9 protein-coding genes and 1 tRNA gene are annotated in these 12,569 nt (G+C 59.1%); 4 read left to right on the top strand and 6 right to left on the bottom strand.

Translation table 11 applies throughout. The annotated features are described in order from the left end of the window. Positions 1-221 precede the first annotated feature (221 nt). From VGG64_06565 to VGG64_06545, 5 genes are all read right to left on the bottom strand, one after another. Positions 222-2,492, bottom strand: coding sequence for a hypothetical protein (locus VGG64_06565; GenBank protein ID HEY1599246.1), 2,271 nt, complete (start codon positions 2,490-2,492; stop codon positions 222-224). Between the two features lie 99 nt (positions 2,493-2,591). Beyond that, positions 2,592-3,092, bottom strand: a complete 501-nt coding sequence (locus VGG64_06560) for an ERCC4 domain-containing protein (GenBank protein HEY1599245.1) — start codon at positions 3,090-3,092, stop codon at positions 2,592-2,594. Between the two features lie 209 nt (positions 3,093-3,301). Then, the gene (locus VGG64_06555; protein HEY1599244.1) at positions 3,302-3,667 is read right to left on the bottom strand and encodes a helix-turn-helix domain-containing protein; all 366 of its coding nucleotides are present in this window, start codon (positions 3,665-3,667) and stop codon (positions 3,302-3,304) included. A 54-nt stretch (positions 3,668-3,721) separates the two neighbouring features. Continuing rightward, positions 3,722-4,276 (bottom strand): hypothetical protein, encoded by a 555-nt coding sequence (locus VGG64_06550; protein HEY1599243.1) that lies wholly within the window; start codon positions 4,274-4,276, stop codon positions 3,722-3,724. 109 nt (positions 4,277-4,385) lie between these two features. Then, positions 4,386-5,564 carry a tyrosine-type recombinase/integrase gene (locus VGG64_06545; GenBank protein ID HEY1599242.1) on the bottom strand — a complete coding sequence of 393 codons (1,179 nt, stop codon included), beginning with the start codon at positions 5,562-5,564 and terminating at the stop codon, positions 4,386-4,388. A gap of 97 nt (positions 5,565-5,661) precedes the next feature. Between VGG64_06545 and VGG64_06540 the strand changes: the two genes are divergently transcribed. The 3 genes from VGG64_06540 (at position 5,662) to VGG64_06530 (ending at position 8,580) form a co-directional block, all read left to right on the top strand. Further along, positions 5,662-5,735, top strand: a tRNA-Arg gene (locus VGG64_06540). Positions 5,736-6,145: 410 nt separating this feature from the next. Next, a complete protein-coding gene (locus VGG64_06535) occupies positions 6,146-6,871 on the top strand; it encodes an ABC transporter ATP-binding protein (protein ID HEY1599241.1) in 726 nt (241 codons plus the stop codon). Further along, on the top strand, positions 6,865-8,580 hold the full coding sequence (locus VGG64_06530; protein ID HEY1599240.1) for a hypothetical protein: 1,716 nt from the start codon (positions 6,865-6,867) through the stop codon (positions 8,578-8,580). The genes VGG64_06535 and VGG64_06530 overlap by 7 nt, the downstream gene beginning before the upstream one ends. A gap of 647 nt (positions 8,581-9,227) precedes the next feature. Here the strand turns inward: VGG64_06530 and VGG64_06525 are convergent. Further along, positions 9,228-9,521, bottom strand: coding sequence for a hypothetical protein (locus VGG64_06525; protein ID HEY1599239.1), 294 nt, complete (start codon positions 9,519-9,521; stop codon positions 9,228-9,230). A gap of 1,660 nt (positions 9,522-11,181) precedes the next feature. Here VGG64_06525 and VGG64_06520 point away from each other — a divergent pair. Continuing rightward, complete coding sequence (locus VGG64_06520) at positions 11,182-11,913, top strand: hypothetical protein (protein HEY1599238.1); 732 nt, start codon at positions 11,182-11,184, stop codon at positions 11,911-11,913. Positions 11,914-12,569: the final 656 nt, after the last annotated feature.

Raw genomic sequence — 12,569 nt, 5'->3', positions numbered from 1 at the left:
TCGCGCCTAACGTCCATTTTCGGTATCCTGCGCGATCGCTCGCGGCGGTCGTTGCGTGCCTTTGTGTTGCATTTTCAATCGCTCAAGTTTGCTTTTTGCTCAGGACGCTTCTGCCACTCAGGACGCTTTTTTCCCTTTCTCCCCCCCTTACACTCCTCTCTCTCTTTTTTCACTCTCTCTTAGAGATTTCTGTGAAGTAAACAGAAGGAGGCGAAAGCGTCCTACCTGTCCCACTTGCGTTGTGGATGGCGAAGCTGGGCGTTTGTGGCAATCCTGTCTTCGATATCGCACCGCACGACGACGGACGGACCGGCCTCCGAGCCTACCCACAGAAAACCGCGCCCGTAGCTCCGCGACGGGTTCGGCTGAAGCCGCTTCATGCGGCCTTCGTCATGCAGTTGCTTGAGCATCCGCGACGATCCGGTGGCGCTCCTGTTTTCGTTGGTCGCGGTGTTGAACCACTTGGCAGCAATGTCGGACGGTATGTGGATTCTCTCCGCGTCGACGTCGTAACCGAGGCTGGCCAGCTGCTTCGCAAAATAGTCTTCGACGATGCCGGACTCTTCCGCCTCGGCGTCAGCCTCGCCCTGGCGCTCCAGGATGACGTGCTGTGCCTCGTCGGGCTCTGCTAAGCGGGCCAGCACATCGCCCTCCCAGGCGGCCCAGCGGGTCGACTGCGTCAGAGCTTTCGGCCGGAGGTAGAATCCGACAAGGTCCGCAATAATCCGGTCCCGGTTCTCGAGGATGAATGCGGTGGTCGATTCCTCCCACGATGCCGAGCGAATCGGTGGCGCCAATTTGATGATTACCGAGCGCTGAGCCATGTCGGTGCTCAGGCTAGCGCCGTTCAAGGTCACCACCCACATCAGCGTGTTTGGCCGGTTCGCTTCGCCCACATACATCCGCTTGCCGCTGATTATCGGCGCGGTGATTAGGGCTTCGAGCTCGGCCCAGCTGAACCGGAGCGACTTCACGTTGTCCAAGAGTGCTATCCGTGTTCCTGCCGCGTCAGCGCTCAGCAGCCGTGCCTTGATGCTGCCCACGTCCTCGGTGGCGGAGAAATCCACCAGGCCGCCGGTGACGTGTGAGAGCATCGTGGGCAGCTTCGTTTTGCCGATGCCGCGCCCTTTGTCGGCGGTGATGACGAACGCCGGCCTGGCCCCTGGCGGGCCGCCCCAGATGGCGGTGGCGAACATTCCAAGAATCAAATCGGCGTCGATATCGGATGCCGGACAGAATCGAGACAGCAGATTCGTGAGGGCGTCGCCGTCACCTGGCTCCGGCATGCCGCCGACGTAGAAGGCCCGCGGCATGAACGGCACGTGGGGTATTCGCTCGACAGCGTCATAAGCCGTGGCTGTGCGCTGCAGCTCGGCGTAGAACTCTTCTTTCGAAACGAATGCGGTGCCGCGGTGCCAGGGCACCTGGCCGTGTTTTGCTGCCGCCCAGCCGAAAACACCGGCCGGGGAATTGAGCCAGCAGACCTCGTTACCTTCGACCACGAACAGAGCACGGCCAACACGTCGCGGCCAATCGCCGGTAATCCGGCGGAGGTTTTCGAGAACGTCCCGCATGGGAAGGGCGGCAATGCCACGATCCTTGCCCTCGCCAGTCTCGACGCCGTTGGTGATAGTGCCGGTTCCACCTGCGGATTCGCCCAGATCATCGAGCGAGGCCAATCGCGCAGAATGCGGATTTTCACTGACTCGCGATTGCTTTGTGACGGCCTGGCAGTCTGCCGCGTCGGCATGGATTCGCAGCTCCGCGCCAGTTCCGCCGTTGTTCAACCAGTCGGAAACATCGCCATGCGGCGGCAAGTCTGGCAAGGCAAGCACTCGGACCGACGCCGCGACCCCCTGGAGCGAACGAACAACTTGCTGGGTGTGCTTGCGTCCCGCGTCGTCGTTGTCCTCGAGAATAACAACGTGGCGGCCGCGCAAGTGGTCGCTGTACTCGTCCCGCCACTTCCCTGCGCCCATCGGATTGCACGTTGCCACAAGACTGAGGCGGCGCAGTCGGTCTACATCCTTTTCGCCTTCTGGCACAAACACCGTGGCCGTCGGATCGGCGGCGAGCAATTCCGGGAGTCGATACAGGACACGACGCACGCCCTTTAAGTCGGAGACCCAGCCGCCGTTGCCGTCTGGACGTCGCTGCCGAAACTTCTTTGGGTCATAGCGCACGGCCTGGAACAGCAGCACGCCGGATTCGTCGTGGTAGGGATACTCAGCGACGATAGTATCTCGCGCGTTCGTCGGCTTGGCATGGCCGTTGGTCTTCGGTGGCGCGAGATCCCGCTTGTCGATGCCCGCAGCGTTGATCACTTCGTCGAACGCGCACCCTGCTTGGCAATGCACGAGAATGCGCCCGCCCTCGCCCAGGCCAATGCAGAGACTCGCCGTGTCATCGTCGTGTGACTTGCAGCGCGCCTTCCACCGGTCCTTGCCGGCGGGTTTGACGCCCTCAAAGTGCCTCAGGATTTCTTCGATCATCTTCGCGCCCTTGCGCTATTCGCGCCATAACTCGGTGTCTGGCTCATGGGACGGCCGCCCCCAGTCGTCCCGGGCGAGCGACGCAAATGGGAATTTCCGTTAATCATGTCGCACTGCCCCCACGTCGCCGAGCAACGCACGTGCCTCACGCCAGCGGCGGCGGGCCGCGATAAACAGCATCCTGGCGACGGCTCGGCCAGCTTCGGCGTGATCGCCCACAAGCATCACCGGTAGGCCAGCCGCAACCCAGCCCAAGACAGAGCCAGTAACACTCGCCGGTGTCACTTTGCCGCGCCAGCCCCCGGCATTGATTTCCGCCCAGGTGCTTTCGACGACGAGCGCCCGAACTGGATATGCGAGTAGCCGCTGAACCTCGCGATCGAATCGTTCTCGTTCGGTGCCGATGCAACCAAGCAAATCAGAGAGGGACTTCCGCTCGATGGCAACGATGTGCTCCAAGCCGACCACGCTGTAATCACCAGTCGCGAGCGTGCCAGGCACGGTTTTGAGTGGCGATAGATCGAGCAAATTTTTCTCTCGTGTGTCGCCGACGGCGGTGATATTTTCCGGCTGAATCTCGGCGGGAAGGCGCGGGCTCATGCGCTGCCCCCTTTCGGCCGCAATTGCCGTTGGCATGGACAAGTCGCGCGGCGCAACGCAATCGGGGCCGATTTGCGAATGATGATTCCAGAGCCGCCGCAACGCGGGCATGGACGTGCAGTGATTTGATCTGTAGGCTGTCGCATGTCGTGGTTTCCGCGAAAACGCCGCTTTCCCTCGCCAGGGGCGGCTTTTCGCATTTCTGGGGCCTAGAAATATTCGTGAACCCCGCCAGGCGATCGTCGGCGGCGGCGGCGCACGGGAGCAGCGGCAACAGGCACGATGGCCCTACGCCGCTCGAATTCCTCGATGTCGCGCTCATCGATCAAGTAGCGCGGCCGGTCCGACGGCTTCGTGGCTCCGTTGATTGCACGAAGCTCGCCACTCGCGATCCAGGCAACAATTTTTGTCGTCGCAACGCCAAATTGCGCCGCCACTTCAGGTGGGGTGAATTTTCGACGTTTTGGGAGGGTCTTCGTGTCGGCCATGGAACGCTCCGCAAACCAGCGGTTGAATCTACAACGGCGGCCACGGTAGACGGAGAGAATCCGACCCGTCAAAAAGAATTCGCGCAAAGGCTTGAGCAGTTGCGCGAAAGTTTCGATGTATTTTCCTGCGCAACAGTTTTGCTATTGCGCGGCGTCCGAATGCACCTTGAGGATGCTTTGAATGGTGCGGGACTTTGGAATTTTGTCGCCTTTTGTAAATCCGAAATCTATTCGGCGACTCGTGATTTGTCGGTGAATTACCTCTGCACTTGCCTTTGGATCTTTACTCCGTATGACAGCGGCAGCTTTCTTGATTAGCGAGTGCATCTTGGAGGCTTTCTTTCGCGTCGTTGCGCCGCCAGAGATTCTCGCTTTTTCTCTGGTATGCAGGTCCATTATTTGGGGTAATCCTACCAGCGCTACCGTCAGAGTGAAGATTGTCCGCCCGCGATCATCTGCGCCGACGAGGGCCTGCTTGATCGTACCGAGGAGGTTGCGCCCTTGTCCGATGCAGCGTTCGTCATACGTTTCGACGCGACGGCTCAATAAGTCGAGGTGCTTTTCAACCCAGCCCGAATGCGACATGCCTAGCAAGTAGCGATCGAACTCTGTATTTGGGTCCGCAACCGCTTGTTCCGGCCTAGTTTTAGAATGCGGCTTTTCGATGATTCGCCGCGTGGCTTTCTTCTTCGCCATTGATGCACCACCTGCGTTGTGCCAGGCCGACCAGTCGGGCCCGGCGGTGGTGCCGACCGATGCCCGGTGGCCGTGTGCGGGGAGCTACCCCGCGACCCAGCAAATCAAATCATTTTGCTTTCCGCGTGATTCGTTTTTGCGGGGGGAACAGCCATGCCCGCACATGATCCGAAACTGCCCTGAGCCGATCATCGTTGATGCGTTCTCGATAAACGGATGACATGTCCGTCGATGGCGGAGAGTGACCCATAATGTGATTCAGCGCCACTTGGTCGAGTGCATCGCCGCCGATTGTTTCGGTAGTATGTCGCAATGCGTAGAAATTCAGGCCTGGACGATGTATTCCAAGTTCTTTGAGCAACTTTGCCATTTCCTGCGCCAGTGCATTCCCGGGCTTGCCGTTTTCCCAACGACCGCCGTATTTAGTGATGAAAACAATTTGCGAGTCAGCTAGATTCTTTGGCTCAGGCCGAAGCGCAACAGCCGCATGTATCGCGACTATTGTTTCTTTCCACAGAGGGCAACGCCGATCGGCGCCGGTTTTGACTCGGGGATAATTGAGCCAACCGGAAGATAGGTCGATATGCCGAAACTCAAGACGGGCCACGTCGGCGTTACCGAGCCCTGCATTGATTCCAAGCAGAGCCATCGCCTTTAGGTGGGCTCCTGCCTTTGCAATAATGGATTGGATCTCAACCGCTTCGAACATGCGCGGGCCACGTGCATTGCGGGCGATTGTGAGCGTTCTTTTGGTGGGCCGCTTGAATGCCTGGCCGTAGCGGATTGGCTGCTGGATCAGTCCCTCATCGAACGCATATTTGAAAATGCTTCGAATCCGTTGGACCTCATTGCCCAGAGAAACCAACGCTCGCGTTTTGGCGATGTCGGTTCGTAGCAACTCGAAATCGCCACTAATTAAGTCCGCAACATGACGCGTTTTGCCGAAGAACGCACACAAGCGAGCGCACGACGCATGGTAGTCTGCCCATGTCCGGTGCGTGAGCTCTCCAGTGTCACGTAGCATCGACTTGGACGTCATGAACCGATTCGCCAAATCGCGGATCGTCAGCTCGCCAGCATTTACACGCGGTGTTCGGCCCGCCCGAAGGTCGTCGATTTGGTCCTGATACTTAGCCAGCGCGGCTTGCCAATTGTCGATCGGACCAAAGTAGCAGTGCTTGCCGCGGATCTTCTTGCACCACCGACCCGAGGCGTGAGCGAACAGGGGAAATTCGGGGTACGGCTTTGTCGGTTTGCCGGAGACCGGTTTTGTTGTATGTTGGGTCATGGCGTTTGGCAGAATGGGTAATCTGGTGTCACGTCGGGTGTCAACAGAATACCAAGCTACTGCGAACCGTCAACAAAACGCCGCAATTTGCGGGAAAGCGCCCGTGGCGCAACTGGATAGCGCATCGGTCTTCGGAACCGAGGGTTACAGGTTCGAATCCTGTCGGGCGTACTTTTTAGGACTATCGACCGAAGTTCCCCTGCGGTTTACGCAGGCGTGCTCGATTGATATACGGCGATCAGCGCGCAGTTGCGCGTTGCCTGGAACGGGCGGCATTGCTCAGGCCGTTGAAGTAGTTTTCTAGCCAGGCTCCGCCGCAGCATCGGGCTGTACGACCGGCACGATCCGGTCTTGCGCGGCAAACAAAAGCTCTTGCCGATTTACAAAAGAGGGCAATCCGCGCAACCGATTCTTTCGGTACGTTGACGCGCCGCGCCGACCCGCACTTCCGTCCCCGCGGGCCGGATGAACCTGGGGCACGGCATAGACTTGCGAAGCGGTGATTATCGCCCAGTGAATCTTGCCCGTTCGCTCTCATCCGTTCGTTGATTTGTCCCCCCTTCGTCCACGAGGACCGTGGCGTGATCGACGTTGTTGATTTCCACAAGGCGTTCGCCGACCACGTGGAGGTAGGCGGCATTTCCTTTTGCGTCGAGCCAGGCCAGTTGCTGGCCATTATCGGGCCGAACGGCGCGGGGAAAACAACGACGATGCGGGCCATCGCCGGCATCATTCCGGCCAGCCGGGGTAGGTTGTCGATTGCCGGATACGATGTCGAAACCGCAGCCATCGCCGCCAAATCGCGACTGGCCTTTGTGCCGGACGAAGCGCCGCTATTTCATGATCTGACAGTCGAAGAGCACCTATCCTTCTACGCCAGCATCTATGCGGTCCGCGACGGACGCAAGAAGGCGATCGGGTTGCTCGACGAGTTTGAGCTCACCGCCAAGCTTCGCACGCCCGCCAGCGATCTGTCGCGGGGCATGCGGCAAAAGCTCGCCATCTGCTGCGCCTATCTACACGATCCGCAAGCGATCCTCTTCGACGAGCCGCTGACGGGGCTCGATCCGCAGGGAATTCGCGTTTTCAAACGGTCCCTGCAAGAACGGGCCGCGCGGGGCGCAGCCGTGATGATCAGTTCGCACATGTTGGCGATGGTCGAGGACCTGTGTACGCACGTCTTGATCCTGACCGGAGGCGTACAGCGCTTCTTCGGTCCGGTCGGCGAATTGCGCGCGAGTTTCGACAGCGTTGACGCGGCCGCGCGTCTGGAAGACATTTTTTTCGCTGCTACCACGCCATGCTGAGCTTTCCCTTTCATCCGGCGGTACTGCAACTGCTGCGACTGCAAAGCGGCGGTCGCCGCCGTCGCATGTGGGCACGATTCTGCCAGACGCGGCGGCTCGTACTATCGACGATCGCCTGCGCTTTGGCGGTGGCATGGCTCGGCAACACCGCCATGACGATCTGGCTGCGGGAAACGGCATCGCCCGAAACGCTGCGTGCGCTGCTGTCGCTAGGAATGGTGATCTATGCCGGCTGGCATTTTGCGAAGGCGGCCTTCTTCCGGCCTGAAAGTCCGTTTGATTGGACGCCCACGGAAGACGAGCTGTTGGTCGCGATGCCCTTGCGGCCGCGCGACCTGGTGGCGTACCAACTCGCCTCGGTCACGTCCACGACCTGCCTGAAAGCGGGCCTGTTCACACTGCTATTGTGGCCCGATTTGCGCAACGTCGTCACGGGCCTCGTCGGCGTCGTGCTGGCGATGCTGTGTCTGGAGATGCTCCGCCTGGCGATCGATATTGTCACCTGGGGCATGGGGCGGCTGTTATTTCTTGTCTATCGCTCGATCGTCGTGGCCGGGTTGGTCGTCGGCGGTTGCGCATGCGGCGTAGCGTTGCTGCGGGCGGATGCCTTCAATGGTCGTATCAATGTCGGCGAAGGGCTGCTGCAACGATTCTTGGACATTCTTGTACAATCGAACGAATCTGCGCTGGGATACGCGACGTGGCCGTTTCGATCCTTTGTGAATCTAATCCTGGCGGACGCGATTACTGCCGCCAGCGCCTGGCAGGCAGCGACATGCGCTGGAATCGTGGCGGCACTGGCCCTGACTGTCATCGGCCTCTACACGAGCACCTCGTGGCGAATGGCCGCGCGACAACGACGTGCCTATTGCACGATGGTCGCCGCCCAAACTTCGATCGCGGGGGTCCATCCGAATCGGCCCCGCACGGTGGCTTGCACCCCTTTGACATTGCGGCTGCCGAACATTCCACGCTGGGGCGGCGCCGGAGCGCTCGCCTGGCGGCAGGTGCTGGGCGCCCGTCGAAGTTGGGGTAGCCTGATGACGGCCATGATCGCGCCGGCAGTGTTGGCCTGCGCCCAGTGTTTTGTCATCGAAGATCCATACATCGCGTTACTTTCCACGACAGGCACGCTGGCTTTCTATACGTTTTTGCTACTTCCGACCGCAGTGCGTTTTGACTTCCGCCGTGATCTCGATCGGTTGGCAACGCTCAAGGGAATGCCAATTACGCCGACGGCGGCTGCCATCGGCCAGACCGTGGTGCCGGTGCTGATTGCCAGCTTGTTTCAAAGTTGCGTATTGACGGTTGCCGTCGGGGCGCGGTCGCTGCCACCGCACATGTTGCTAACGACGATGTTGGTCCTGCTGCCGCTGAATCTGCTCGTATTCGGCCTCGAGAACCTCATCTATTTGCTCTATCCCTACCGCGTGCAGCAAGAAGGACTAGAGATATTCTTGCGCACGATCCTCACCTTCACAGGCAAGGGATTGCTATTTGTCGCCGGGCTGGGGGTTATGTCCGCCTGGGGGCTGGCTGCCGCTGCCGTGACCGGCGGCATCTCGCATTGGACCGGTAGTACAATCAACGCCTACACCGCATTCACCGCCGGTATGATCGCCGGCCCGTGGTTCTTGGCGGCCATTGTGTTGTACGGCTTGGCGCTGACGTATCGCAGTATGAGCCCCATCGAAGATTTGCCACGCTAAAAGACATTTTCTCCGCGGGCAGGGCCGCGGCCAATGTATTTCCGCCGGGTCCGTTTCGCATGCCCCGAAGCGCGCAGGCGACACCCCGCGCATGAGTGATTCAGTCGTAGGTAGACGGGCTCCCCTGATTACATCTAACCTCACTCCGGATTCCCGCTGCTACGCAGGAGGCATCCTCGAACTCCAGAACATGTTCCGCGGTTCAGGCCGCTGCATCCGCGTGGTGGCCCCGCCCCTTCGCCTTGAGCTCGAGGACTACGGCGAGGGCGGTGGGTTTCGCATCTACCAATGGCGTGGCGAACATCCTAGCGACATTAGGAACGACGGGGCAGATGACTTCGCGGGCTTTGAGAAATTCTTTGCTAACAAGGATGGAAGATCGAGTGGCAATCATGACCCGCGACCAAGGCCATAACCGGATTGCAACATGAACGTCCACCGGACCGGGGCGGAGTCCACGCGTGACGGATAGTGCCCTGGATAACCAATGAGCTGACCGAACGAGCAGCGGAGGCATAATCGCAGATACGCCCGCTCAGCCCACAGGACGCCGCTGGCTTCAGTTCACTCTGAGGCCCTGCATCAACGCATTCGCACGACTCGCTCGGGCCAGAAACAAGAGCGAACGGCAAGAACGGCTTACTCGTCTACCGCGGGAATCCGTAGCGAGTTTTACCTTGAGAATGCTCCTGGTAAGACAGCCACCCATCACCATTATCATCGAGGCTCCTGAATTCCCTGGCCGCTTTTTTTCGGGCCTTGCCGGCTTTTTGGCCGACGTATTCTTCTTCGCTTACCCTGCTGTCATCGTTGGTGTCCGTAGTCATGAAGTATTGCAGCTGCGCGGTTAACTTCCGAGTTGGAACGTTTTCGGCCGCTGCTGCGACACCGACCATCGCGACCAGGGGTAGCACCAAAGCGTTGTATCCAGGGAATTTCATATGAAGGGCTCCAGGGGCTGCCGCAAAGATTCGGTCTCAATAAATCCCGCAGCAGCCAGAGCGAACGCCGTGCCAACATTTGTTTGTCCCTGCTGAGCCGCCAGGTTTCCTCCGGTTCCCTGGCTGTCTTTATGCGCTAACCGCGATTTGCCAACGCGTGCGAGCTACCTGTGGCGGGCCCTGTCGCCGCATCGTCAAATCTGCTTGCCAAAGACTGCCGTCGCCGCGTCGCGAGCCTCTTCGGCGTTGAGGCATTCGGCCGCGCGGCTACTGTAGCCTGGCGACAGTTCATATCTACTCCCCTTCTTCCAATGTCTGGCTACCAAAGCCGTGCCAGCGCCCCGGCAGGGTACGCCAAATTATCTGGCGGCACAGTAGGGATGAGATGCGTCTCACGGGTATCTCAAATTGGGACCAAATACGTCAACCGGTCGCGCCCTACCCTGCGGACCAGAGACCAAATGGTGTCGTCAGAAAAAAATCTACGGCATTAACCTGTAAATGAGTTACGGCGTTTCTCATTGAAGCCGCCTAGGGCAAATGGCGCGCACGTTGCGTTAACTCTGTTCCAGATCCGGAGGTTACTTCGGCCGAGACATGCCAACTTCGAGAAGGGCCAAAGTCATGATACCCATCGGTTTTTGGATCGTCGTTTTGATCCCGTTGGTCGTTGCCGTAGGCAAGACGATGTAGTTCGCCGGTCCGCTTTCCGCACCCCAAAGCGACGCACGTCATCGGGTGCCGTTCGAGCGCGCCCAAAATGAGCAGAGCAGTTTCTGCAAGAACCTTAGCCGGCACGCCGTATTCACCCCCTCTCATCATGCAACAGGCCACGGGTGGATTCCATTCCTTCCCGTCTCGCCACAACTCCGCGGCAAGGTCCCGCGCCTGCCGCGGCGTCGACCGCTCAGCGGCCCATCGCGTCCAAGCAGCGCTGCCAGATTCATGCGCGAACGCGTAGACCCAAAAGGCACCCACGCTGTGCTTGATCTCGACTGCGAAGTCATCGCGCACGGCTTTGAGCACGAGTTGGGCCCTCGTGGTGCGGCAGATTGGCCAGTTCGTTGATGGAGACTTCCATATTCGGTTTGCTCCGGGTATTCTTGGCACATCGCACGCCCATCGTGCCGAACTTTAAACACGATGGGTCTTTTCCATGAAGACTAAATATCCCGGCGGCTTTGTTGTCCTGTCGATGCTGGCCATCACGGTCGCTTATTTCGTGACGATTGTCTTCCTAGTCGTACTGCGATAATCCTGCTGGGTGCGTTCACTAGGGCGCCTTCTGGTTGCTGTACAATGGCGGCCACACGCCTGAAAATAGCCCCCGTATCGCCCAGCCTCCATGCAGCCGAGTTAAAGCCCTGCGCAAATCCTTCAGCGCGATTGCGGCTGACATTGCGAACGACGACCTCGTTTACCTCGCTACACCTCTGCGTCTCCCATAATCGAGATATTCTGCGCTGCTGCGTTCGAGCGAATTCGTGGGAGACGCGAATTCTGCTTGCGCAAATTGTTCATTGTTAGAGCGTCGCGGCGGCAACGTTGCCTTGTCGACACTCATTTTAAGTTTGCGTTCTGGAACGTAGCGGCCTATGCTCGCCGCACGTAACTTTGCTTCCCAATTGCCGGCATCATTACTCTGTTGAGGGGAACGCTCATGAAATCCATTACGTCCGTCTTCCTCGTTAGCGCCGTGCTTCTCGGCACCCCCTGCCGTAATCTCCGTGGCGCCGATATTTGGGAGAAAATCGACAATTCGACGGCCGCTGCATTTGATGTGAGTACGGGTAGTGCCATTGCCATCGGCTCATTCGGGCTTTCCGTGCCGCTGGTGAGTGACAGCGGCTTGCCGGCAATTCCCGGCCACGTCGTCATGATGTCTGCGGCGGGGGATTCAATCTCCTTCGATGTATTCTATGACGGATTGGCCGCTGACTTTCCCGCGAATGGATCGCTGGATCTGCACTTTCAAGTCACTCCTCCGAGTGGTTTATCTCCGTCGGGCCTAACCGTCAGCGATTTGGCAGCAACCGGTTCGTTTCCCGGCTCAGATTTCGATGCCTCAGGTTTGCTCATTGCCCAATGGGCGGGCACCCATCATTTTGCTATGAGCACCGGAGGTAAGGCTTTCGTTACGATCACCGGCGTGACATCCGGCCATGTGGGCCTAAGCAGTTCGTTCGATGTTTTCACCGACTTGTCCCGCTCCAACGGCAGCACGATCGATCCAACCCAGCCGCTTTTCAACGTGACACTGACCAGCCAAAACGTGCCCGAGCCCGATAGCATCTTGCTGGCTGCGTTTGGCTTTGACGGTGTCGTGGGATGGAGGTGGAAAAGGCGCGTGCTCAGCCATCGCGTGTCTTCCAACGTGCACCAACCCGAGTAATGAGCCAGCGGAGATGGCATTGATCTAATGATTCGTCATCGGCAGGGAAGCCTAAGACCCATCCGGCATACTCGGGCAAACGCTTGTCCCATCCTTTGCCATTGCGTTACGGTTACGGCAAGCGTTTTTAGCGAGAGTTCCTGCGAACGCTCTCTCACCGCCCTGCGAGGCACCTGGCAAGCGCTGGCACTCCGCGGCGTGGTGCCCCCCCCTCGGCCCCTGTGACAACCGTCAACGGCACGCTTTGCGGTCTTTATGGTCGTAGGTCACGATCGATCCCAGCGCGCATGGTGAAAAGCCGGCGACCGTCCGGCAGCCGCAGCTGCCCAAGACTGTCGCTACCGCGGCCGGCACAGGCGGCGAGCTTGTCGCTACTCTCGCATTGCTGCGTCCGCCGCTGTTGCGGTTGTAGACCCGGGAGTAGCTCTGCGCTTCCAACCGGCGTAGTCGCCTTAATGTATTTTGAGCCGAATAGTACGGAACAAAAGCCGTCAGAAGTGGCGATAGCGCCATTGGTGTGTCATTCGGCGCGTTGGTTCCAGCCAGGGATCGGCAGGTTGTGACCAGCGGGTTGTGATGTTGAATAATCGCTTTGTTCGTTAGGTTTCGCAAGCGGCGGTGGCATTTTCTGCCGACTGCTTTCCCTTCTTTTTCGC

Source organism: Pirellulales bacterium, assembly GCA_036490175.1.
Classification (GTDB): Bacteria; Planctomycetota; Planctomycetia; order Pirellulales; family JACPPG01; genus JACPPG01.
Note: the sequence above shows the minus strand (reverse complement) of the source record. Positions and strands in the feature narration are given on the sequence as shown.

Excerpts from the sequence above, each read along its gene's own strand:
- VGG64_06520 (HEY1599238.1), top strand. The coding sequence starts at position 11,182 with ATGAAATCCATTACGTCCGTCTTCCTCGTTAGCGCCGTGCTTCTCGGC.
- VGG64_06550 (HEY1599243.1), bottom strand. The coding sequence starts at position 4,276 with ATGGCGAAGAAGAAAGCCACGCGGCGAATCATCGAAAAGCCGCATTCT.
- VGG64_06530 (HEY1599240.1), top strand. The coding sequence starts at position 6,865 with ATGCTGAGCTTTCCCTTTCATCCGGCGGTACTGCAACTGCTGCGACTG.
- VGG64_06565 (HEY1599246.1), bottom strand. The coding sequence starts at position 2,492 with ATGATCGAAGAAATCCTGAGGCACTTTGAGGGCGTCAAACCCGCCGGC.
- VGG64_06545 (HEY1599242.1), bottom strand. The coding sequence starts at position 5,564 with ATGACCCAACATACAACAAAACCGGTCTCCGGCAAACCGACAAAGCCG.
- VGG64_06525 (HEY1599239.1), bottom strand. The coding sequence starts at position 9,521 with ATGAAATTCCCTGGATACAACGCTTTGGTGCTACCCCTGGTCGCGATG.
- VGG64_06560 (HEY1599245.1), bottom strand. The coding sequence starts at position 3,092 with ATGAGCCCGCGCCTTCCCGCCGAGATTCAGCCGGAAAATATCACCGCC.